Here is a 25,167-nt window from a genome sequence, read left to right as displayed (position 1 = left end):
TCCTCAAGCGTCGAGATCTACAACAGTTCGGGTTCCAGGCTGTGGACTCCAATTAGTCAATTCTATAGGAAGCTTCTCGAGAGGGATAAACCGACCCAACAGTTGTTCAAAGAATGCCTCGTCGCCCTTGATGGATGCGATCGCCGCCGCAATGGTTTCGTCGGTAGCGCCAGCAAAAGACGTCACTACCGCAATCTCTCGCATAAATAACTCATGGGGAGAAATCGGTAAAGAAATTCCTTGTTTAGGAACACCATAGATACAGACTAAACCGCCTTTACGAACAAGATCTAGTGCTGTAGCCAGACCCCCTGGTGAACCGGAACATTCCACCACCACATGTGCCTGGTTTGGTTCTGGAACTTCGATCCGTTCAATTCCCAATTTGTTTAGCCAAGGGAGCGGCTCTTTGGTGATATCGTAAACTTTAATTTCTCCCTTGAAGTTGGGGGAATGATTTAGGAGGTAGGTAATTAGAGTACCTGAAATACCCCCCCCAATCACCAGGACTTTAGGGCGTGAAGTAGCTAATATATTAACACCAGCTAGAATCCGTTTTACTCCCCTTACTGCACAACTTAAAGGCTCAATGAGCACCCCTAAAGATGGATTGGAGAATTCAAAAGGATGTAGGGAATTTATAGGAGCACAAATTTGCTCAGCATACCCTCCATGTTCATTTACTCCAAGTTCTTGGAGATTGATGCAATGACTAGTTAATCCCTCTAAACAATAACTACATTTTCCACAGGAAATCTCATTATTGAGGGCAAAATGACCTTTTTGATTAGGCAGGCTACAGACTACTTCATGACCAAGAATACAATCTTTATCTAAGCCTGCTGCGGTTAGTTGCTGGTCTGTTTTACAGACTCCCACAAATTCTACCTTAGCAATGACTTCATTATCTTGAGTCTTGCTAGGCTCAGGAAAATCGCGAATGTCTACTTGATTGGCTTTGGATAAAACTGCTGCTCTCATTAAATAGCTCCTGCGGTTTCAGGGGTTGGACATAATAGGATATCAAGTTTGTGTAGGACTTGATCTAAAACACCAATAGTGCAATCAATTTCCTCGTAGCTGATATCAAGATAAGGAGCAAATTTCAAAACGTTCAGGTCGTATCCTCCGGTTTGGAGAATCATGCGCCAACTCTGGTCTTTCCAAATAAAATCATTATCCTGAGCAATGCTTGCTGCTAGTTTGGCAGACCCTTTGTAAGGTATACCCTTTTCATCAGCAAAAACCATGTTAAGTATAAGTCCGAGTCCATCTACGCTATAGACACAGGAATGACGGGCTTGGAGTTCTTTTAGTTTGCTCAAAAAGTACAAACCTTTTGCTGGTACTGATCTTTCGTAGTCTTGTGCCAGCATATAACGCCATGTTGCTAAAGCAGCAGCAGTTCCGAGAGGATGGTTAGCAAAATTGCTGTGAGCGTGTCCAGGAGTGAAAAAGTCTGGTGCTACTAGGTCTTCTCGCGCCCAGACTAAGCTAACTGGACTCAAACCATTGGTGAAGGATTTGCTCAACGTAATAATATCTGGCACAAACCCAAAATGTTCGAAGGCAAATAATTTACCAGTACGGTACATCCCAACTTGAATTTCGTCATCAAAGACAAGAAGTCCGTGCTTTTGTCGTAACTCACTGATAAACCCTTTAAAGAAATCCCTGGGTGGGATGGTGTAGCCTCGTCCTTGACAAGGTTCTACAACTATCGCACCGACTTCTGAACTGGTCTCACTTGCGATGCCATAAAATTCGTTGGAGAATGCCTTCCGAATCATGCTCTCGCAGTATAAGTCACAGGTTTCCCGTTCCTTTTCATAGAAACACTGAGCGCAGTTAGCAAACGGAAACATAACTGCCCGTTCTGAGAACTCATTAAAATACTGTCGATATCGATGACTACTCGAAAGGTTGAGAGTACCAAGAGAGCGACCATGATAACCACCCATCATCACAGCTACTTTATTCTTGCGGGTGTTTTTACGAATAATCTTTAGGGCATCTTCCACCACAAGTGCGCCGCCCACATTAAAAGATACTCGGCCTTTGACACCTGTTCTTTCATACATCGCATCTACTACTTGTTTGGCGATTAATAATTTTTCACGATGTAGAAAGTCGCCATTGGCTTGAGGTAATGTATGGAGTTGTTTAGTAACCTCTGATTCAATCTCTGGATTGCGATACCCAAAGTTACAACTTGAGTGCCACATTCCCGTATCGATATAAGATTTGCCTTCATCGTCGAAAACCAATCCACCCTTACAACCAGTTACAATGATCGGTCGCTCTTGATAGTGAACAGTATCCCCCCAACATAGATATTCCTGATCAATTTCGCGCAGAGCCTGGCTATCGATTGTAGTTGGTGAATCTAGTCTTTCTTTATCTAAGACCGAATTTATTTTGATGCCTTGGTGCAAGGACATTTCTGTACTATTGCCACACCATTCTTCAGCCGTTTTTGACGATCCTTGATTAATCTCGGTCATGATATCACTTTTTTTCTTGTTTTACCTTTTTTGCACAGGGTAAGCGCAATAATCAATAAAGATGCAGTCTGATCAGCACTATTTAAAACAATTACCATAGTACTACAAATCACTTCTTAATATGAGCCTAATCCTTGCTATTGCTCTGGATCAGATTTTGGGTTAATTTTTATTGCGCTTACCGGAATTTTCTGCACCCAGAGTATCCTATCACAGGATAATGAAATGATCTGGATTTAAAATATTAAAAAATTGTTAAGCTTAACCAAAACAAGATTATTACCCAGAAATATTGACAATCTATTAAATATATGATAAAAAAAAAATTATCAAAAATACTAACTATAAACGGTGTAACTTCAAGTCAGTTCCATAACACTTTATAAATTTTTATATATGTGATAATTTTTTATTATCAAAAACCCTAACTATAAACGGTATAACTTCAAGTCAGTTGCTTTATCCTTTACGCCATAAAGCTTTGATTAGTATTTTAGGGAGCAGGGACTTCGGAGCAGGTAACAGGAAATAAGGAATAGCGATGCAGCAAGGGAACAGGGGAGGCAGTGCGGTCTTGGGGAGGCAGCGCATGGGTCTGTGTGCGGACGCAGGTTCCGCACACAAACCCATGCGCCACTCGCGGTCTGCCGTGGTTCCCCCCACTCGCGCTTGGGATCAAGACGGGAACAGGGAAAAAATTCTGTTTACCTCAGGTGCGACCTGAGGGTCGCACCTGTGGATATTATTTCTACGGCTATTTTTTTTGAATTTTAATTTAATCTAATCGACAAGCTATCAATAAAAGGTTTTTTTTCGGGAAAGACTTAGGGAAAGTTAACTCTTCTTTGATGCCAACAACGAACACCCGTTACCGCTGTTGAGTAATGCCATAATCAGCGGCATCAACTAATCGAAAAACTACCTGGTATTTAACCCCGTCATAGTTACCTGAAGTATGGAGTTGTTCCAGTCTCTTAAGATGATCATCCCAGTCTTGCCAATCCTTCGTTGTTTTAACTAACACGACGGCATAGTCACTCTGGAAGAGCCCTATAAATATCGTAAACATGGGCTAATTTTTGTAAAGTTTTGTTTCACAAGCAAACACCTCTCCCAAAGTACTATTTAGAATAATATTGGTTTCCTAACGACTTGGCAATAATGGCGTACGCAGAACACGAATACTAGGGATTTGCCAGCTCTACCTTGAGCACTAAAAGCTAAATTGCTCGATTAATTTGCCTGATCGTTTTGTCTTACTATATAACCTAATTCGATGCTCTCACTTTCAACGCACAATCACTCACTTATCGCCCTTAGTAAGGTGGTAATACCTTGACCTAATAAGCACCTGGGTCGAACACAAACGCAGCCAAGTTACGAGCCGTGAGTAAGCTAAATAATTCAACTAGTTCTTTGGCTTGACTTTGGACTGACAACTTGATTAAAGAATTCTTGGTATCTGAATTTTTTGAACTGCTTGTATTGGGAGTAGCAGAGTGGCGAGTTGTGTAAATTATTTCCCCAATGGGGAGTCGAAATTCTTGAGTTTAGTTGATTTATTAGGCGATAGAGCGCGTACTATGCCTAATCAGCTTGCTTATATCTTTCTGCAAAACGGAGAAACCCCCTCAGGAAGTCTTACCTACGGCGAATTAGATAGACAAGCAACAGCGATCGCATCTCATCTCCAATCAATGCCAGGAGAACGAGCTTTACTGTTATACCCTTCTGGATTAGAGTTCATTAGCGCTTTTATGGGCTGCTTATATGCCGGGGTAGTGGCTGTTCCGGTTTATCCTCCCAGACGCAATCAGAAACTATCTCGGTTGCTTTCTATTGCCAATGATGCCCAAGCGAAGCTAGCACTTACAACTACATCAATATTGGCTGACATTGATCGAAGGTGGGAACGGGAACCTGAGTTATCATCCGACTTGAAGTGGGTAGCTACAGATACCATTGAAACTAATCGGGGCGAGTTTGTACCTAAATCAATAAAGCGGTCGAGTTTGGCGTTTTTGCAATATACTTCCGGTTCTACAGGAACACCCAAAGGGGTAATGGTTACTCATGGGAATCTGATCCAAAATTCCACAGACCTAGATCGCGGATGGGAGCATAACTCGGATAGTGTAATTGTAACTTGGCTCCCAACATTCCATGATATGGGACTCATATACGGGATGCTCCAACCCATATACAAGGGATGCAAATGTATTATGCTGCCACCAGCGTCCTTCATACAAAAACCGATTCGCTGGCTAAAGGCGATTTCTGATTACGGAGGGACTCATAGTGGCGCACCTAATTTTGCTTATGCACTGTGTGTCGAAAAAACAACTCCAGAACAAAGGAATCAGCTAGACCTCAGTAGTTGGAGCATGGCTCTTAATGGAGCAGAACCTGTTGGAGCCGATGTTTTAGAGAAGTTTGCACAAGTTTTTGAAGTCAGTAGATTCGACAAAAGGGCTTTCTGTCCCGGTTATGGCATGGCAGAAGCAACTCTAAAGATTTCTGCTGTACGCGCTAAAGATAAGCCGATTTACTATCATATTGATGCCACTGCTCTAGAACAAAATTACGTTGTAGAATTTACTGATGAGAAACATTTAGAAAAACGAACTCTTGTTGGTTGTGGTAGAAGTGAGATGGATACCAAAGTTATCATTGTTAATCCACAAACCTGTTGTCGTAGTGCTTCTGAAGAAATTGGGGAAATTTGGGTTAGCGGTGGCAGTGTAACTTCTGGGTATTGGAATCGCCCCGAAGCCACACAAAAAACGTTTCAAGCTTACTTGAAAGATACAGGAGAGGGACCTTTTTTACGTACAGGGGACTTAGGATTTTCTAGTAAGGGGGAACTGTTTGTTACAGGAAGACTAAAGGATCTAATTATCATTAGAGGTCGCAATCATTATCCCCAAGATATTGAATTAACAGTTGAAAACAGCCATCCTGCTTTACGAAGTCATTGTAGTGCTGCCTTTTCTGTGGAGAGAGAAGGAGAGGAACGCTTGGTGGTTGCTGGTGAGGTGGAACGAACTCACCTACGCAAGCTGAACACAGAGGAGGTAGTTAGAGAAATTCAAATCGCCGTATCAACAGAACATGAATTAGACGTTGATGGGGTGGTCTTGTTGAAGACGGGGAGTATTCCTAAGACCTCTAGTGGAAAGATTCAACGGCGTGCTTGTAAGCAAGGATTTTTAGAAGGGAGTTTGAATGTCGTAGGCCAGTGGCAGAAAACTTTATCCCAGCCTGAATACGTAGCACCACGCACCCCAACCGAAGAAATAATCGCCAACATCTTCGCTCTGGTTCTAGGAGTGAAAGATGTAGGAATACATGACAACTTCTTTGAAATCGGAGGACATTCTCTACTTGCCACTCAATTAATTTCCCAACTGCGAGTAACCTTCAACAGAGAAATACCCCTAAGACAAGTATTTGAAAGCCCGACAATCGCTCTTATTTCGCCGAAATTAACCCAATTACTGACCACAGAAAACCAATTAAGTCTTCCTTTGATTCAACCAAGAACCGATAGTGAACAATTACCCCTATCATCGGCTCAAAAAAGACTGTGGTTCCTCAACCAACTAGAAGGAATTAGTGTCAATTATAACATACCAGCAGCCTTTAGAATCACTGGCAACTTGATCATTAACGCCCTAGAACAAGCCTTATCAGAAATAATCAGTCGTCACGAAGTAATACGGACAAGTTTCTCCACTATTAATGGCACACCAACACAGGTAATTCACCCCGACAGCACCATTAACATCAATGTGGTGGACTTACAACAATACCCAGAACCAGAACGGGAAACTATCTTACAGCAACTTGTACAACAGGAAGCAACAACCCCCTTTGACCTAGAGATAGCACCATTAATCCGTTGTAAATTATGGCAACTAGACACCAGTGAGTATGTGTTAGTGCTGACCATGCACCACATCGTATCGGATGGTTGGTCGAGCGGAATATTAATCGAAGAACTCTCAAGTTTATATCAAGCCTTTTGTGTAGGAGCTCCATCCCCCTTACCGGAATTACCGATTCAATATGCCGACTTTGCCCTTTGGCAAAGACAATGGTTAAGTGGGGAAATCAATGAAACCCAAATCAATTATTGGAAACAGGCATTAGAGGATGCTCCAGAATTATTACAACTGCCAACAGACCGTCCTCGTCCCCATGTAATGAGTTACCAGGGGAGTAGTGAAAGTTTTACTTTAACCGCTGAACTAACCCAGAAGCTGCAACAGTTGTCCAGGAACGCAGGTAGTACCTTATTTATGACCCTGCAGGCAGCGTTTGCCACCTTACTGTATCGTTACAGTGGACAATTTGATATTTTAATTGGTTCACCGATAGCCAATCGCAACCGCCGTGAAATAGAGCCACTAATTGGCTTCTTTGTCAATACCTTGGTGTTGAGAACTCGTTTTGAACATAATCCCAGTTTTTCCCAGTTGCTCAGGCAAGTCAGGGAAACCACACTCAACGCTTATGAACATCAGGATGTACCTTTTGAACAGGTGGTCGAAGCATTACAGCCCCAACGGTCATTAAGTCATGCCCCCCTGTTCCAGGTGATGTTTGTGCTGCAGAATGCACCGATGGGGAAATTAGACTTACCAGATCTAACCTTGAGTGAATTAAATCAACACAGTACTATTGCTAAGTTTGATTTAACCCTGTCAATGACAGAAACAGAGATAGGATTGGTGGGTATATGGGAGTACAACACGGACTTATTTGATGGGTCTACTATTAAACGGATGGCCACTCATTTCCAAAACTTGTTATCAGCAATTGTGGAAAATCCCCAACAAGTAGTCTCAGAGTTACCTTTATTGAGTGTAGAGGAACGTCATCAACTGTTAGTGGAGTGGAATGATACTGCCAGTGAATACCCAATAGATAAATGTATTCATCAGTTAGTTGAAGAGCAGGTAGAGAAAACACCCGATGCTATAGCCGTGGTGTTTGACCAGGAGCAGTTGACTTACCATCAATTAAATCAAAGGGCTAACCAATTAGCACATCACCTACTTTCAATGGGAGTAAGACCAGAGGTACTGGTAGGTATTTGTGTGGAACGTTCTGTTGAAATGGTGGTAGGACTTTTGGGGATACTGAAGGCTGGTGGTGCTTATGTACCCCTGGATCCTAATTATCCTCACCAACGACTGAGTTATATGTTGGCCGATTCCGGTGTTGAGGTGTTGTTGACTCAACAGTCGTTACTAGAATCTTTGCCATCACATACAGCACAGATGGTTTGTTTGGATAGTGATTGGGGTGCCATAGAGCAATATAGTGGACAGAATCTTGATGTCGGGGTTCACTCGGATAATTTGGCTTATGTGATTTATACCTCTGGTTCTACCGGTAAACCTAAGGGAACAATGATTCTCCATAGTGGTGTGGGGAATTATTTAAGCTGGTGTACAAAAGCTTATAATGTTGCCGATTCAGAAGGCTCTACTGTTAATTCTTCTATTGGCTTCGATGCCACTATTACCAGTTTATTTTATCCTTTGTTGGTAGGACGTAAGGTAGTTATTTTACCAGAGGAAGGAGAAATTGAAGCCCTTAAAGCCGCCTTGTGTTCTGGGACTAAGTTTAGCCTGGTTAAAATCACTCCGGCTCATTTAGAAATCCTCAGCTATTTATTGGCTCATGAGCAAGTCACAATTGAGAATAAAGCCTTTATAATTGGTGGGGAAGCTTTGTCAGTAAACCACATTAAATTCTGGCAAAAATACGCTCCTCAGATTAGATTAATTAACGAATACGGTCCCACAGAAACTGTTGTAGGATGCTGCATTTATGAAGTTGGAGAAAAAACCTTTTCTGGAGGTAATATTCCCATCGGTCGCCCCATAGCCAACACCCAAATTTATATCTTAGACAAACACCTGCAACCAGTACCGATAGGAGTACCCGGAGAACTCTACATCGGAGGTGATGGCTTAGCCAGAGGATACCTCAAGCGCCCAGAACTAACATCGGAAAAATTCATCCCAAATCCCTTCTGTAATTCCAAATCACAACGACTCTACAAAACCGGAGACCTGGCGAGATACCTACGAGACGGTAACATCGAATTTAAAGGACGTATCGATAACCAAGTCAAAATTCGAGGCTTCCGTATCGAACTAGGGGAAATCGAAGCAGTCCTGTCCAGCCACCCCCACATCCAACAAACCGTAGTTATTGCCCGAGAAGATATTCCTGGTAACAAACGCCTAGTCGCCTACATAGTCAGTCAGGAGGAATCACTAAGCACCAACCAACTACGTGAATTCCTTAAACAGAAACTGCCAGAATACATGGTGCCCAGTGCCTTCGTTACCCTAGACACCTTGCCGTTAACACCAAACGGCAAAGTAGACCGCAAATCACTACCCGCACCAGATGGGGTTGTCACATCAGTTGAGGAATATGTAGCTCCACGCACCCCTACTGAAGAAATAATCGCCAACATCTTCGCGAACGTTCTAGGAGTGCAAGATGTTGGAATACATGACAACTTCTTTGAATTAGGAGGACATTCTCTACTGGCTGTCCGTTTAATGTCCCAGATTCAACAACAATTCCAAATCAATTTACCTTTAGCAACCCTTTTCCAAAGTCCCACCATTGAACAACTAGCGAGCCTTCTGGGTTCTTCAGTAAATACACAAAACCCCATCTTAGTGGGCATTAAAACCAGTGGAAACCAACCTCCATTATTCTGTATTCACCCGGTTGGTGGCAATATCCTCTGTTATGCAGAGTTAGCTCGTCATTTAGATCAAGATTATCCAGTATATGGTTTACAATCTCTAGGTTTAGATGGGCAACAGCAACCCTTAACTTCTGTTGAGGAGATGGCATCCCATTATATTCAAGCAATACAGCAAATTCAACCCCAAGGTTCCTATCATCTCATCGGCTGGTCTTTTGGAGGTGTAATTGCCTATGAGATGGCACAACAATTACAGAATAAAAATACTTCAGTGGCTCTTCTAACTTTAATAGAAAGTTATGTACCCACTTTAATTCTGAAACCTTCAGAAATAGATCAAGCCATGATAGTAAATCTATTCATTGGCTGGTCTTTTGGAGGTGTAATTGCCTATGAAATGGCACAACAATTACAGGCTAAAAATGAGCCAGTGGCTCTTATAACGTTAATAGACAGTTATGCACCTACTGTAATTCAGATGCCTTCAGAAATAGATCAAGCCATGATAGTAAATCTATTGGCTCAAGATTTGGGAGGTCTCTATGGTCAAGAGTTAGATATATCCCATGAAACACTTAGACAACTTGAACCAGACGAACAAGTTTTGCATCTATTTGAGCAAGGCAAACAGCAAGGGATATTCCCCTCAGACCTAGAAATAGAGCAAATGCGTTCTTTATGGAAAGTTTTGAAAGCAAATATTACGGCATATTATCATTATAAACCAAAAGCTTATCCAGGTTCACTTCTCCTTATAAATGCTAGTCAAACTTCCCCAGCAGTAATTGAAGACCCAACCCACGGCTGGGGTTCTCTAGTTAATGGTGACATCCAAACTCACACTATTACTGGAGACCATTACACCATTATCAAAGCCCCCCAAGTTGAGGCTCTGACTACAGAATTGAACAAGTATCTATTGAACAACTAGCACGTCTTGGCCGCACTGGCTCCCCTGTTCCGAAGCTGCATCGCGGTCATACTAAGCAGATTTAGCTAGTAAAGGTTCTACCGTCTGGGAGGATTCACCCACCTGCTCTAAAATCTCAATCAATTCCCGTTCAAAGGTGACCAAAGCACGATTGGTTTTCCCACCAATATAAAAGCGATCGCCTTTTTGTAATGCCCAAATCTGAGAGTGGGAGACATAACTCATCAGTACCCCTAACATCAGTAAACCAAAGCCAGTGTAAACAAAGGGAATACCCGGGTCAGCTTTAATTTGTAAGCCAGTGCTGCCGATGACATCTTTAATTTTAAGTATCACCCCATTGACCTTAATCCCCATACCAGAACGAACACTTGAAACGAGATTACCCGTTCCATCATAAACAAACAGGGTTCCCTGCAAATCCCTAGCTAAAAGGGATACCCCTTCACTTAAATCAGGTTTTGTGGGAACCCAAGTGCCCCAAATCCGTCCCTCACCATTAGTGGGGAGTTGTGCCATGGGAAGCTGGAAAATTGGACTATTATTCAACTGCACCTGAACCCCAGCAATCCCCCAATCCGTTTGGTAAAAGGTGACACCTCGATATCTTAGGGGCTTATTCACATAGATAGTCTCTTGGTCAATGTCCTCACCTTGACTATCCAAAACTGACAGATTGGAGTAAAATTGATCAATATCCCCGGATGGAGTGTAATCAATCCAGAAACGATTCACCCGCACTGACAAATCTTTGGGGATTTGGGGCCAAGCAAACGGACCGGCATCAATAATGTTTCTAACTTGGAATGTATTGCCACTGGTAACCATTTCCTGAGCCGTAAATCCTGTCATTGAGCCCCAAATTGACCCTCCCAGGATAATCAACATACTGGCATGTACTACAATTGGACCAATCCGTCCGATAATTCCTTTACGGGCGTAGATAGTATCCCCCTCTTGGAATACCTTGTAACGCCGCTTCTCTAACAACTCAGTGAGGGAAGTAAAAGACCCCTTGTCCAACTCTACACTCAAAGCAAGTTTCCCAAACTGGCGGGGTTCTTTGTAAAACTTCCAATTCCGGGCTGCTTTTAAAGCTGGAAATTGACGAGTGAAGGTACAGGCGGTCAGACTACTACCGAATAACACTAATAAGGACAAAAACCACCAAGTCCGGTAGACATGATCTAACCCTAGCAGCAACAACACCTTCCAGCTCAGGAAACCAAACAACGCTGGGTCTTCAGGATAATTAGCTTGGTAAAATGCCAGAGATTCCCCCTGTTCAATAACTGTACCGCTGATGCTAAAGAGTGCGATCGCAAGTAGCAAGATAATCGCTAGCCGTAAGTTAGCCAGCACTGATACTAACCGACGCCACAACCGACTGCTACTATTCAATGATGAGTTATTTGATGAGTTATTTGATGAGTTATCTGATGAGTTATTTGATGAGTTATCTGATGAGTTATCTGATGAGTTTTCTAAAGTCATATTCAGTCTAGTTAATTACTTGTTTTCTGAATAGGATGAGCAGATTTATGAAAAGAATCTCAGTAGCATTCAGCGGTCAGCAGTCAGCGGTCAGCGGTCAGCGGTCAGCGGTCAGCGGTCAGCTTAAAATAAACCCAGCGTAGCGTGCGCCGTTCCCGTAGCGTGCGCAAACGAGAGAATTTAATAGTTCGAGATTTATGATAATTGAAAGTCACCAGAAAAGTCCATTGCGCGTAGCGCATAAGCTGATAGCTGATAGCTGATAACTGATAGCTGATAGCTGATAACTGATAGCTGATAGCTGATAGCTGATAGCTGATAGCTGATAACTGATAGCTGATAGCTGATAACTGATAGCTGATAGCTGATAGCTGATAGCTGATAGCTTACGACGCACTCAGTACTCAGTCAAAAAATTCCCACAGGAATCCGAGACAACAACGAAAACACACCAAATGCCACCAATAGCGCACCACTTACTGGTGTAATCCAACTCGACCACTGTCGCAATTCTAATAATCGTTTAATTGAAGCAGTAAACGTACCTGCCAAGATCAAGGGTGCCACATAACCAGCTGTATAAGACAACAGCAAGGCACCACCTAACACTAAATCTTTAGTTGAGACAACCCAAGCCAGTAACGTTGCTAATACCGGTGTACTGCAAGGAGACGCAACTAAACCGAAGGTCAAACCAATGAGATAAGAGCGTAACCCTTTCGGCCATTCCTGGGAAATCCAATCCATACCACCCCAACTTGGAAACTGTAGCGGTAGTGCTTCTAGTAAATTCAACCCCATAATAATGGCGATTAGGCTCACAATAATCGGTAAGCCAACACCGATTTGACCATAGACTCGCCCGATAGATGCTGCGATAATTCCTAATGCAGCTAAGGTTGTGGCTAAGCCTAAGGAAAACCATACCGATTGGGTAGCAGCTTGCAGCCGTCCTTGATTTTCATAACCACCGATGTAGCCAATCGTGATCGGTAGCATTGATAGCATACAGGGGGTTAGGCTAGTCAGCAACCCAGCAGCAAAGATGATGGCTATGCTGACTAGGCTCAGGTGAGTCAGTTGGCTGTCAACCAGGTTATTAGCGAATTGTTGGAGTTGATAGAGTTGAGTCGAGAATGTGTCAAGCATAGGGAATTTTAACACCCAGTTTGCTTGAATTTTAGCGTATTGAACCCCTCAAGTAGAGTGGCCAAATCCCAGGGATATAGCAGTCGCCAGGGCAGTTAGGACATGACAAAAGTCTCACACCCTTTGTAAGCGATGCAGCGCGGTCTTGGGGGTTTCCCCCATGAGCGACTGCATCAAGAAGCGCAAGAGTTTTACTTCTGACAAATGACTTCTGACAAATGACTTCTGACTTCTGCTATATATACCAAAAAGCTTGAATCACCATCTTGTGCCCACCCTGATCAAGCTGCCTCAATCCCCTAGCTTTAGCTAGGGGCAGCTGTCAACAATAACTATTCCTGTACTGTTACAGATGTTCCCAAAGCCACTCTGTTATACAAAGCTTTGACATCATCATTACGCATCCGGATGCAACCGTGAGACACTGCTTGTCCCACCAGTTCCTCATCATTGGTACCATGAAACCCGATGTAGTTTGTTCCATCACTCCAAAATGCCATCCACCTTGGACCAAGAGGGTTTTCTGGTCCTGGAGCAACGACTTCACCAGTTAGAGGATGCTTCCAAACTGGATTTTGAACCATCTGTGTCACTTGGAAATTGCCTGTAGGGGTTTCCCAACCAGGCTGACCGATGGCAACTGGATAACTGGCTTCGAGTTTATCTCCTCGATAAACATAAAGACGACGCTCACTTAGTTTAATCACTAAACGAGGGGTATTATTAAAGAATTCTTCTTCTTGCCGCAGATAGTGATTGACTTCTTCGAGAGGCGACGACAATTCTGGTGTTTCAAGCCTTGGCAGAAAGCTTTCATACTGAATTTTTTTCCAGTTAGTTACACTAGTATTGGTTAGATCAGCGGCGGCGGTGGCTACCTCTGCGTAGAATAACGGGATAGCTACACCTAAGCCGCACACAATTAAGTGTTGGGTGGAAAGTTTTCCGTTCACGATTTCCTCTTAGCTATTTGATATTTTATGTGCATATTTTAATTGATCATGTTTTGTTCACTGTTGAGCGTTGACTGTTGACGGTTCTACAGCTGCAGGGCTTTGATCTAAACACCCATGATCTAAACACCCATGATCTATAGCGTTTCTCACAGTTATGAGGTACAGTATTCTTTGAAGCTGATTCCCTGTTAGGTGCGCTCTTACCATTAAGAATTAAATTCGCCACGGGTCGCACCTCTTGATGCAGCGCATCCCTATTACTATTACCTATTACTATTACCTATTACCTATTACCTATTACCTATTACCTAAAATCCCGAAATTGTGTACCTCATAGCTATGATAATTGCTATAAACACCCATGATCTAAACACCCATGATCTAAACACCCATAGCTATCGGACTTTATCCTTTAGAGGTTGCTGAACTAAGGAACTGACTCAAACATAGTTGGGTCAGTTATAGCGTTTCTCACTCCTTATCAGGTACATTCAATTTTATTACCCCGACTCCCCACTCCCTCGGTGCGCTTGACCCGTAATTAAATTCGCCACGGGTCGCACCGCTCCCTACTCCCTAATCCCTAATCCCTAAAACCAAGATAGATTTCAAACTGACTGCTTAATGTTAAGTTGTGACAGCTCACTGGGGGCTAATGCGCCTTTTTCAGTAATAATGGCAGTGATTAACTCCGCTGGAGTTACATCAAAAGCTGGGTTATAAAATTCCACTTTAGGAGGACAAATCACTGTCTCCCCAATCTGATAAATTTCTGAGGGGTGACGTTCTTCAATGGGAATCTCTTCGCCAGTAGATAGCTGAAAATCAATGGTTGAGATCGGAGCAGCCACAAAGAAAGGTATCTGATGAGCTTGAGCAATCAGAGCTACACTATAGGTACCAATTTTGTTAGCCGTATCCCCATTGGCAGCAATGCGATCAGCTCCCACTACAACCGCATCAATTAGCCCTTGTTTCATACAATGGGCGGCCATGCTATCGGTAATTAAAGTAACCGGAATACCTTCTTCGACGCATTCCCAGGTCGTTAACCTAGCACCTTGCAAGCGGGGGCGGGTTTCGTCAGCATATAATCTGGCTAATCGCCCATCCCGCCAGGCCGAACGCACCACTCCCAAGGCAGTACCATACCCAGCTGTTGCCAACGCTCCTGCATTACAATGGGTCAGAAGACAGAGTTTGTCGGGGGTTGTCGGTAATACTTCTAATCCGCGATCGCCTATGGATTGACAGGTTTGTAAATCCTCCAGCTGAATTTGTTGAGCTGTTTCAAGTAAGGAAGCTTTAATCTCTTCTACTGTCCCGATCGTTTCATAGGCATTTTTAAGCATCCGCATGATTGCCCAAAACAAATTCACGGCTGTAGGACGAGTTTGCCGCAACTGTTGCGCTACAATTTCAAGCTCTGCGAGGAAAGCCTTACGTTCTTTTGTTTTAATCTCTCTTGCGCCAAGGTAAATGCCATAAGCCGCTGCTACTCCAATAGCTGGCGCTCCCCGAACAATCATAGTTTTAATCGCCTCAACCATATCTTCACAGCGGCTGATTTCTACAATGGAATATTTGCCGGGTAAGCGGTTTTGGTCAATGAGGATAACTCGGTCGTTTTCCCAAACAACGGGATAAACTTGGTATGTGGATGGGTTCATATAAGTTCGATATATTGTTAATTGTTAATTGTTAATTGTTAATTGCTATTTTGTTAACGGTTAACAGTTAACAGTTAACTGTCAACTGTTAACATTGATAGATTAACTAACAGAAGATGGCTGTCTATTAAAGAACGCTGCCCTGATCTGTTCAGCAATTTGAGAGCCAGTCAGCCCCAAATCAGCTTTTGATTCATCGGGCTTGGCATGATCCACTAATTGATCCGGTACACCAAAGCGCTTGAGGGGAACTAATATATCATTGTCCATGAGTGCTTCTGCCACCGCTGAACCAAAGCCACCCATTAAGCACCCTTCTTCTAGGGTAACTACACGACCAATTTTCTGAGCCAAGGGGAAGATTAATTCTGTATCTAGGGGCTTGACAAAACGAGCATTAATCACCGTTGCTTCAATACCATGCTCGCTAAGAATTTCAGCGGTTTGCATGGCGGTGTAAACCATAGTGCCGTACCCTACCATTAACAGGTCGTCACCATTACGCAAGAGTTCTGCTTTACCAATGGGTAGTGCTTCCCAACCATCTTCCATCAGGGGAACGCCATAGCCACTACCCCGAGGATAGCGCATGGCAATCGGACCATCGGTGTGGTTTATTCCTGTAACTACCATACGTTGCAGTTCAGCTTCGTCTTTGGGAGCCATAATTACCATATTGGGAATGCATCGCAAATAGGAGATATCATACATCCCTTGGTGAGTAGGGCCATCAGCACCCACAATTCCTGCACGGTCGAGGCAGAAAAAGACCGGTAGGTTTTGGATACAAACGTCGTGAATAATTTGGTCGTAAGCCCGTTGTAAGAAGGTGGAGTAAATAGCTGCAACCGGTCGCATTCCTTCACAGGCTAGGCCAGCTGCTAGGGTGACGGCGTGTTGTTCCGCAATCCCCACATCTATGTATTGGTCAGGGAGTTTTTCTTGCAATTTATTCAACCCTGTCCCGGTAGCCATAGCTGCCGTGATGCCAATGATTTTGGGATTATTCTGAGCTAGTGTGACTAGGGTGTGGGCAAAAACTTTGGAATAGCCGGGGGGTTTGGGTTTTTTAGCTGGAAGGGCTTTACCCGTAGCTAGGTTGAAGGGACTTTGGGCATGGTAACCCACTTTGTCCGCTTCTGCGATCGCATACCCCTTGCCTTTCGTAGTTGCCACATGCACCAGCACTGGTCCATCTAGCTTGTGGGCGTTGGTAAAGGTGGAAATTAACTCCTCTAGATTGTGACCATCTACCGGTCCGATGTAAGTAAAGCCAAGTTCTTCAAATACTGCTCCGACCTTAGGTACGGCTAAACGCTTCATCCCTTCCTTGAGCCGTTGCAAGTCTGGGGATAAAGACTCACCGACAAAGGGGAGATTTTTGAACTGTTCCTCTAAATTGTCAGTAAGAAACTGCATCGGCTCAGAAAGCCGCACTTTGTTGAGGTAACGGGGAATAGCCCCCACATTGGGGGAGATGGACATCTCATTATCATTGAGCACCACCAGTAGTTTAGTATGGGGTAAATGCCCTGCATGATTGATGGCTTCCAAAGCCATGCCACCGGTCAGAGCACCATCACCAATAACTGCTGCCACTTTGAAGTTTTGCCCTTTGCGGTCTCGGGCGATCGCCATACCCAAAGCAGAAGAAATACTGGTGGAGGCATGACCGGCTCCAAAGTGATCAAACTTATTCTCGCAGCGCTTTAGATAACCAGCAATACCATCTTTCTGCCGTAGGGTATGGAATCGGTTATAGCGCCCCGTGAGCATTTTGTGGGGATAAGCTTGGTGTCCAACGTCCCAGACTACCTTATCATAGTCAAGGTCAAGTGTTTGATACAGACCTAAGGTTAATTCTACCACTCCCAAGCCTGGTCCTAAGTGACCACCACTAGTAGCTATGGTTTGGAGATGTTTCTCGCGAATTTGACGGGCAATTTCCTCTAGTTGACGAATCGATAGACCGTGCAACTGATTTGGATGAGTAATTTCACTGAGATGCATACCGTCTCTTTGAATTGCTACTGGATTGTGTTAATGTTTATCTTTCGACTCCCTAAAAGTATCCAATAATTTGGCGCTTCAAGGGTTATATGGAAGCTAAAGATTACCTGAAAAATGGCATTTCTGGTCAACTTTCCATTGTAAATTTTCCTTGCGACCAGCAGCCGATCACCATTGCTCCCGATACTCCAGTAACGGAAGCGATCGCTACGATGAATCAAACTCGAAGGAGTTATGTGCTGGTAGTACAGCAGCAGCAATTGGTAGGCATTTTTACAGAACGGGATGTGGTCAAAGTAGCATCAGCCGGAATGGTCAACTCAGGGGTTTCCATCGCTGATGTGATGACTCAAGAGTTAATTACCTTGCCCATCATAGCGAAACCGGACATTTTTTTGGTAGAGTCCCGATTACGTCAACACCAGATTCGTCACCTACCCCTAGTGGATGAACAAGGTCAAGTAGTGCGTGTGGTGACCCCCCACACCATGCCAGCCATCCTCTCTGCTATTGTTACTAAGGTCGAAGACTTACACCAACAGTTGAGTCAAAAAGAAGGGGAATTAGTGGCAGCTAATCAGCGATGGCAGCAGGAAGTTGCTGTCAATCAGCAGTTTGAAGAAGAATTGGGGGAAAATGAACATGCCTGGCAGTTGAGCCAAGAACGTCTTGAGAGTATTCTGACTTCCCTAGAAGCAGTGGTATGGTCTTTTGATCCTTCGATTGACAAACTGCTTTATCTTAACAGTGCTACCGAGCAAGTCTATGGTCGCAGTATCACTGAGTTCTTCGGAAACTTACGCCTGTGGGAATCAGTGGTTCACCCAGAGGATCTCGAAACCTATGAACTGGCACACCAAACCCTGCTGTCAACTGGTGCCAAAGATATTGACTACAGAATTTTGCGACCGGATGGAGCTGTGAGTTGGATTCGCCATCGTGCTCACCTCCTCACAGATGCTAATAACACTCCAATTCGGATCCATAACATAGCCATCGACATCACACAGCTCAAACAGGTCGAGGAAAACCTCAAAGCTACCCTAGTTGAGAAAGAGGTGCTGCTCAAAGAAATTCACCATCGGGTCAAAAACAACTTACAAATTGTTTCTAGCTTACTACACTTGCCATCTCTGACAGTAGATCAACCCCAAACCCGAGTACACCTGTCGGAAGCTCGCCATCGCCTTGAAGCCATGGCTCTCATTCACAAGAAACTTTATGGTGCCTCAGTGATAGGCAACCTGGATGTAGTGGATTATATCCAGAACCTAGCGGTGAACTTACTGGTAGCTTATCAAGTAACTAGCGATAGGATTCAGTTGCACACGACTATTGAACCCATTTCCCTCAGTATTGATCAGGCCATCCCTTGCGGTCTAATCATCAATGAACTGGTATCCAATTCCCTGAAGTACGGGTTTCCCAATGGACGCTATGGTGAGATTCACATTGAATTGCACCATAGCGGGGACGATCAGGTTGAATTGATTGTCCGAGATAATGGGGTTGGTTTACCAGAAGAGTTAGATTGGCGTAATACCCAGTCTTTAGGATTATCGTTAGTTTATGACCTGGCAACGGAGCAACTAGACGGGAGTATGTTTCAGGGCCATAGCGAGGGCACAGCTTTCAGAATAGTATTCTCAACAGCAACAATTGTAGAAGCAATAGGACAACAATAGTGGTTACCAGGGTGTTAGTTGTAGAAGACGAAGTTATTGTTGCTAAGACAATTGCTAGCCAGCTTAAGCAACTGGGTTATATGGTATCAGCTACTGCTTCATCTGGCTCTCAAGCCATTACCAAAGCCGCTCAAACTAAGCCTGACTTAGTGCTGATGGACATTTTCCTCAAAGGCAAGATGGATGGTATTACTGCTGCTAGGCAAATTCGTGAACATTTACGTATTCCTATCGTCTATTTAACTGCCTATGGGGATGAAGATACCTTGCAACGGGCTAAGGTTACCCAACCCTTTGGCTATGTTACCAAACCGTTTAACGAGAGAGACTTGCGGGTTGCCATTGAAATGGCTCTCCAGCAATACCAGATGGAGCAGTCGTTGCAGAACAGCCAAGCTCAGTTGGCATCCATTTTAAACTCTATCGATGATGCAGTTATTGCTACCACGACCCAAGGTACCATTACCTTTATGAATGCTCCCGCTGAAGCTCTGACTGGTTGGAAGGCATCGGAGGTATGGGGGCGAGATGTGACCTCAGTGTTCCCAATTGTTAATGACCTGACCGGTAATCTAGTCAAGTATCCCCTAGATAAAGTGATCAAGACCGGACAAGTTGTCTATCTGGGCGAGCATAACGCTTTGATCGCAAAGGACGGTGGTCGAATTCCTGTTGGTAATAGTGCTTCACCCCTAAAAGACCAACTGGGAAACGTGAATGGAGTAGTGCTCGCGTTTTGGGATATCAGCGAGGATCCTCAGACAGAAATGTTAGAGCAGGTGTTGGCAAAAGAGCAAGAAATCCAAGATTTCCGCTCCCAGTTCGTCTCCACCGTTTGCCACGAATTCCGTAATCCCCTCAGTGTGATCCTAACTGCCGCTGAATTACTTAAGCGCTATGGTAATCTGGCCACTCAGGAGCAAAAGCAGCGTTATCTAAAACGAATTACTCTTTCAGTAGAGCGCATGACTGAGTTGATGGAAGAGGTGTTGCTAATCGGTCAAGCTGAAGTAGGTCGGCTAGAATTTATTCCAACTCCGATGAACTTAGAGCAATTCTGCCAGGATTTAATTGCAGAACTATGCCTAGATCAAGCCAGCCGCAACCGGATTGTTTTTACCTCTGACGGGGTCTATACAGAAGTCTGTATGGATGATAAACTTATACATTACATTATAACTAATCTGCTTACCAATGCTTTGAAGTATTCTCCTTCTCATGAAATCGTGACCTTTAACCTAACTTGTGATCTGAAACAGCAGTTGGTTGTGTTCCGCATCCAGGATAAAGGAATTGGGATTGCTGAAGCAGACCAAAAGAAAATTTTCGAGTCTTTTTATCGAGCCAAAAATGTGGGGACAATTCAAGGGACTGGTCTGGGACTATCGATTGTGAAACGCTGTGTGGAACAGCATCAGGGAGAGATTGAACTGACTAGCGAAGTGGGCGTTGGGACAACATTTACGATTAAAATTCCCATAGTAAGTAATGGGGAAGTCAGAGGTCAGAGGTCTGAGGTGAGAAGTTCTGATTCGGAATGGCTCGGGAGTAGTCGCAATTAGCTATAGCAATTCTCAAACTAATGAGGTCAAAATTATGGGCTTTAGGGAGCAGGGAGCAGACAAGAGGAACCCACCCCTAACCCCTCCCAGGAGGGGAAGGCAAGAGGAACCCACCCCTAACTCCTCCCAGGAGGGGAAGGCAAGAGCAACCCACCCCTAACCCCTCCCAGGAGGGGAAGGCAAGAGGAACCCACCCCTAACCCCTCCCAGGAGGGGAAGGCAAGAGCAACCCACCCCTAACCCCTCCCAGGAGGGGAAGGCAAGAGGCAAGAGGCAAGAGGTAAAAAAATATTTGTACCTCATAGCTATGAGAAACGCTAGATCTTTTTCCCGATAAGCGTGAGGGTGTGTTGAAAACAAGAGTAGTTTTAAAAAAGCGAAACTTTCTGGAGCTTAATACCAAGGACAAATGACAAAGGAAAAATGACCAAAAAACCTGGGTTAAAACTTGTTATTACTGCGGCGATCGCATTTTTTTTATTCACCTTAATTTTTACTCTACATCGACACTATACTTTTTATTCTTCCTACGATCAAGGAATTTTTAATCAAGTCTTCTGGAATGGAATTCACGGTCGCTTCTTTCAGAGTACTCTTTCATCCCAGCTGTCTACTAATGTAGTTCATAATGGGGAAGTTCCAAATGTCTATTACCACCGATTAGGGCAACATTTTACTCCCGCCCTGTTACTTTGGTTACCGTTATATGCTTTGTTTCCATTTCCCGCTACCCTAACCGTTTTGCAGGTAACGTTGGTAACAGCTGCTGGTGTAGTTTTGTATATCCTGGCTAGACAGTATCTGCAACCGATGTTAGCAGCAATGATTACGGTTAGCTTTTACTGTGCTAATGCTATTCTCGGTCCGACCTTAGCCAATTTCCATGACATCTGCCAAATTCCGCTATTTGTATTTGGGCTACTGCTAGCTATGGAAAAACGCTGGTGGTGGCTGTTTTGGTTGCTGGCAATTTTGATTTTAGCTGTACGGGAAGATTCCGGGATAGGTTTGTTTGGTGTGGGATTCTATTTAATAGTCAGTCGGCGCTACCCTCGCATTGGTCTGGCAGTTTGTACCCTCAGTTTCGGTTACATACTTGTCTTGACCAATCTAATTATGCCCCTATTTTCGGAAGATATTTCTCAACGGTTCATGATCGAGCGTTTTGGTCAGTACGCTGATGGGGATGAGGCGTCTACTCTGGAAATTATTAAGGGTATGCTGACTAATCCTTGGCGTTTACTAGTAGAACTGTTTACTCCCTTTTTTGGCACCATTCAGTATTTATTAGGTCAATGGTTACCATTAGCATTTATACCAGCTATTGCTCCCGCTTCTTGGTCTATCGCAGCATTTCCCTTGCTAAAACTTCTGTTGGGTAAAGGTCAATCAGTGCTTGCGATTAATATCCGCTATGCGATGACCGTAGTACCTGGGCTATTCTATGGCGCGATACTTTGGTGGTCAGCTCATACCCAATTTAGTCAAGCTGTGATCTCGGCTAGGTCTAAGTTTCGGCGCTTTTGGATTTTTTGTCTAACCCTTGCGGTAGTGTTGACTATTACCTCTAGCCCAAATCGAACCTTTTATTTCCTCCTTCCCGATTCCTACCAACCCTTCGTCTATGTGCCGTTAACCCAACAGTGGTCTCGTGTGGGGTCGATCCGGTCATTACTGGCTCAGATTCCCCCAAATGCTAGTGTCTCAGCTACTACCTATCTAGTCCCTCATTTGTCAGGACGTCGGGAAATTATCCGCTTAGCAGATTTACAGTTGCGCAATGATAATGGCGAGGTGGTGAAGGTGGATTATGCGATCGCAGATTTATGGCGGTTACAACGCTATCAAATTGCCTTTAAGCATGATGGTCAGCGGTTGCGCTCTTTAGTTAACATGATTGACCGGGTCACCAAGACTAACGAGTATGGCATCATTGGTTTTAAAGATGGTGTGATTTTGATGCAAAAAGGAGTAGCATCTAATCCAGAGGCTATGAGAGCATGGCTAAGCTTTAGGCAAGAGTTAGATGTCTCAACTACAGGAGCATAATTGTAATAGCAAAGGGAATAGGAACCCACCCCTAACCCCTCCCAGGAGGGGAACACGGAGTCGGGAATCGGCAAGATGGCATCAAAAATTCTGACAATTCCGACACGGATTGCTAAACTGTCTTCCTGGGTACAGGTCTCCTGGCTATTGAGTGGTTCGGCCATAAACTGATATTTATTAATAAATAATATTAATAAGATCGGTTCAATAAACATTAATGCCTAGCACCAGTACTACGTCCTACGCTATTGACTTTGGCACGAGCAATACGGTAATCACTCGCTGGAACCCAGTCACCGAAACGCCAGAAACTATCACTTTACCAGGACTTGCACTGCAACTTAGTCAAAATCCTCCCTTAATTCCCAGTTTGGTGTATGTGGAAGATGCTGCTCAGGGTAAGGTTATGGTTGGACAGGCAGTACGCGATCGCGGTTTGGACCTCAGCAGTGACCCTCGATTCTTCCGCAGCTTCAAACGGGGGATTGGTGCTGAGGTTCAGGGATTTCTGCCAGAACTGGATGGCACCGTGATCACCTTTGAACAAGTTGGGGAATGGTTCCTCAACCAAATTATTGAACAGCTATCAGCCCTCCAGTCCGAGGCGGGGGATTCTGCCATTGAATCGGTGATTCTGACTGTGCCTGTGGATAGCTTTGAAGCTTACCGCCATTGGCTTAGTACAATCTGTCAATCCTTGCCAGTGGAACAGGTGAGGATGCTGGATGAACCGACAGCGGCTGCTTTGGGCTATGGTATTGCGGAAGGGGATACTCTGCTAGTTATAGACTTTGGTGGTGGCACCCTGGATTTATCTCTGGTGCAGCTGAATCAGGAGGCTCAAGGGAATAAAAAACCTCTCGGGTTTATTCTTAAGTGGGGGGAAAAGTCCTTTGGTGAAGGGTCTAGCCAGAAGGTGAAAATTGCCCGTGTGCTGGCGAAAGTGGGACAAAATTTGGGTGGGACAGATATTGATAACTGGCTGGTGGATTATTTTGTGGAAACTCAAGGGTTAATGCGATCGCCTTTGACTACTCGACTAGCAGAACGCCTGAAAATTCAACTATCTGAGCAGTCTGAAGCTACAGAAGTCTATTTTAATGATGAAACCTTTGAGAGTTACGAACTAAAACTAGACCGGGAGACTTTTGAAACTATTCTCAAAGAACACCAGTTTTTTGATACCCTTGATGATAAGATGACGGAAGTGCTGCAACAGGCAAGACGCAGCGGTATAGAAGTGCCAGATATAGATGGTGTCTTGTTAGTGGGTGGGACGGTGAAGATCCCAGCAGTTCAGGCATGGGTAAACCGGTATTTCGATTCAAGCAAGGTTCGTTGCCAAAAACCTTTTGAAGCGATCGCAACTGGCGCACTTCAGCTCAGCCAAGGTATCGAAGTCCAAGATTTCCTCTACCATAGCTACGGAATTCGCTATTGGGATAGACGGTTAAAGCGTCACAACTGGCACTCAATCATTAGAGAAGGACAGCCTTACCCCATGAGTGAGCCAGTAGAACTATTCTTAGGAGCATCGGTAGAGAATCAACCGAGTATAGAGCTAATTTTAGGAGAGTTAGGCTCCCAAACTGGTGGCACAGAGATTTATTTTGAAGGCGATCGCTTAATTACTCGTCAGTTAGGCCAGGGCGAAAACGCTGTGCAACCCCTCAATGATAGGGATGGGGCAAGAAGTCTGGCTAACTTAACACCCCTGGGCAATCCCGGAAGCGATCGCATTAAACTCCAGTTTCAAGTTGATGCTGAACGTTACTTGAGAGTTACTGTTGATGATTTACTTACCAATGAAACCTTATTGACAAATCAGGTAGTGGCTCAGTTAAGTTAATTTTTCATATCATCTTCCGTTGAACACTTATAAATAGTAGGTGATAGTGCGTAGGGTGAGTTAGGGGCGGGCTTGCCCTCATGTTAAAACCTAGCGCTAGTGTTGAAATAGCCCGTCCCGTAACGCACCACCCAAGGGCTCGCTGCTAATGTTGGAGGCAGTCGTGCGTCGTGCGTAGGGTGAGTTAGGGGCGGGCTTGCCCTCATGTTAAAACCTAGCGCTAGTATTGAAATAGCCCGTCCCGTAACGCACCACCCAAGGGCTTGTTGCTAATGTTGGAGGCAGTTGGGCATCAATCCAAATGTTCATGCTGTCAGTGTTCAGCTGTCAGCCGTGGCACAGGCTTTGGCCTTGGCCTTTTGGCCTTTTGGCCACGCTACGCGAACGGCCACGCTGTGCGAACGATGCTGTGGCTTAACTCAGATTAAAGCAATGCTTACCTGTTTTATTCAAAAGCACCTCAAGTAGCGCATAAGCTGATAGCTTACATTTTAGTTAGGTGTTGATAACAGTAAGGTTTTAGTAGGAGACCGCTCTATGATTTTATCAGCAACCACAACCGGTAT

Annotated in this window: 15 protein-coding genes; 6 read left to right on the top strand and 9 right to left on the bottom strand. The window is 44.2% G+C overall.

Features of this window, described 5'->3' with window-relative positions; translation table 11 throughout:
- Nucleotides 1-3: 3 nt before the first annotated feature.
- The 3 genes from F6K38_RS08840 to F6K38_RS08830 all read right to left on the bottom strand — a co-directional run bounded on the left by F6K38_RS08840 (nt 4) and on the right by F6K38_RS08830 (nt 3,573).
- Nucleotides 4-981 (bottom strand): zinc-dependent alcohol dehydrogenase, encoded by a 978-nt coding sequence (locus F6K38_RS08840; RefSeq protein WP_071102372.1) that lies wholly within the window; start codon nt 979-981, stop codon nt 4-6.
- Nucleotides 981-2,504, bottom strand: coding sequence for an aspartate aminotransferase family protein (locus F6K38_RS08835; RefSeq protein WP_083373510.1), 1,524 nt, complete (start codon nt 2,502-2,504; stop codon nt 981-983). Before F6K38_RS08835 ends, F6K38_RS08840 begins: the two co-directional genes overlap by 1 nt.
- Nucleotides 2,505-3,372: 868 nt before the next feature.
- Nucleotides 3,373-3,573, bottom strand: coding sequence for a hypothetical protein (locus tag F6K38_RS08830; RefSeq protein WP_287356464.1), 201 nt, complete (start codon nt 3,571-3,573; stop codon nt 3,373-3,375).
- A 430-nt stretch (nt 3,574-4,003) separates the two neighbouring features.
- Here F6K38_RS08830 and F6K38_RS08825 point away from each other — a divergent pair, with 430 nt between their 5' ends.
- A complete protein-coding gene (locus F6K38_RS08825; protein WP_287356462.1) occupies nt 4,004-10,177 on the top strand; it encodes a non-ribosomal peptide synthetase in 6,174 nt (2,057 codons plus the stop codon).
- A gap of 51 nt (nt 10,178-10,228) precedes the next feature.
- Here the strand turns inward: F6K38_RS08825 and F6K38_RS08820 are convergent, their stop codons facing one another.
- From F6K38_RS08820 to dxs, 6 genes are all read right to left on the bottom strand, one after another.
- Entirely contained in the window at nt 10,229-11,671 is a 1,443-nt protein-coding gene (locus F6K38_RS08820) for a cytochrome c biogenesis protein (RefSeq protein WP_287251387.1), read from the bottom strand.
- Between the two features lie 211 nt (nt 11,672-11,882).
- Nucleotides 11,883-12,068: a hypothetical protein gene (locus tag F6K38_RS08815; protein WP_008191315.1), complete on the bottom strand. Its 186-nt coding sequence runs from the start codon at nt 12,066-12,068 to the stop codon at nt 11,883-11,885.
- An 11-nt stretch (nt 12,069-12,079) separates the two neighbouring features.
- Nucleotides 12,080-12,820, bottom strand: coding sequence for a cytochrome c biogenesis protein CcdA (locus tag F6K38_RS08810; protein WP_287251388.1), 741 nt, complete (start codon nt 12,818-12,820; stop codon nt 12,080-12,082).
- A gap of 332 nt (nt 12,821-13,152) precedes the next feature.
- Nucleotides 13,153-13,773 (bottom strand): L,D-transpeptidase family protein, encoded by a 621-nt coding sequence (locus F6K38_RS08805; protein ID WP_287356460.1) that lies wholly within the window; start codon nt 13,771-13,773, stop codon nt 13,153-13,155.
- A 611-nt stretch (nt 13,774-14,384) separates the two neighbouring features.
- Nucleotides 14,385-15,446: an S-methyl-5-thioribose-1-phosphate isomerase gene (mtnA, locus tag F6K38_RS08800; RefSeq protein ID WP_008191309.1), complete on the bottom strand. Its 1,062-nt coding sequence runs from the start codon at nt 15,444-15,446 to the stop codon at nt 14,385-14,387.
- Between the two features lie 102 nt (nt 15,447-15,548).
- Nucleotides 15,549-17,456: a 1-deoxy-D-xylulose-5-phosphate synthase gene (dxs, locus tag F6K38_RS08795; RefSeq protein ID WP_287252519.1), complete on the bottom strand. Its 1,908-nt coding sequence runs from the start codon at nt 17,454-17,456 to the stop codon at nt 15,549-15,551.
- An 89-nt stretch (nt 17,457-17,545) separates the two neighbouring features.
- On the opposite strand from dxs, the gene F6K38_RS08790 reads away from it, so the two are divergent.
- The 5 genes from F6K38_RS08790 (at nt 17,546) to F6K38_RS08770 (ending at nt 25,069) form a co-directional block, all read left to right on the top strand.
- The gene (locus tag F6K38_RS08790) at nt 17,546-19,141 is read left to right on the top strand and encodes a sensor histidine kinase (RefSeq protein WP_287296896.1); all 1,596 of its coding nucleotides are present in this window, start codon (nt 17,546-17,548) and stop codon (nt 19,139-19,141) included.
- The gene (locus F6K38_RS08785; RefSeq protein ID WP_287252521.1) at nt 19,141-20,703 is read left to right on the top strand and encodes an ATP-binding protein; all 1,563 of its coding nucleotides are present in this window, start codon (nt 19,141-19,143) and stop codon (nt 20,701-20,703) included. The genes F6K38_RS08790 and F6K38_RS08785 overlap by 1 nt, the downstream gene beginning before the upstream one ends.
- 423 nt (nt 20,704-21,126) lie before the next feature.
- Nucleotides 21,127-22,752 (top strand): DUF2079 domain-containing protein, encoded by a 1,626-nt coding sequence (locus F6K38_RS08780; RefSeq protein WP_287356458.1) that lies wholly within the window; start codon nt 21,127-21,129, stop codon nt 22,750-22,752.
- A 217-nt stretch (nt 22,753-22,969) separates the two neighbouring features.
- Nucleotides 22,970-24,601: an Hsp70 family protein gene (locus tag F6K38_RS08775; RefSeq protein WP_287356456.1), complete on the top strand. Its 1,632-nt coding sequence runs from the start codon at nt 22,970-22,972 to the stop codon at nt 24,599-24,601.
- Nucleotides 24,602-24,886: 285 nt separating this feature from the next.
- Nucleotides 24,887-25,069 (top strand): hypothetical protein, encoded by a 183-nt coding sequence (locus F6K38_RS08770; RefSeq protein WP_131826829.1) that lies wholly within the window; start codon nt 24,887-24,889, stop codon nt 25,067-25,069.
- The last annotated feature ends 98 nt before the right edge of the window (nt 25,070-25,167 follow it).

The organism is Moorena sp. SIO3B2 (assembly GCF_010692525.1).
Lineage (GTDB): Bacteria > Cyanobacteriota > Cyanobacteriia > Cyanobacteriales > Coleofasciculaceae > Moorena > Moorena producens.
The sequence above is the reverse complement of the archived record's forward strand: the minus strand, read 5'-3'. Positions and strand labels throughout refer to the sequence as shown.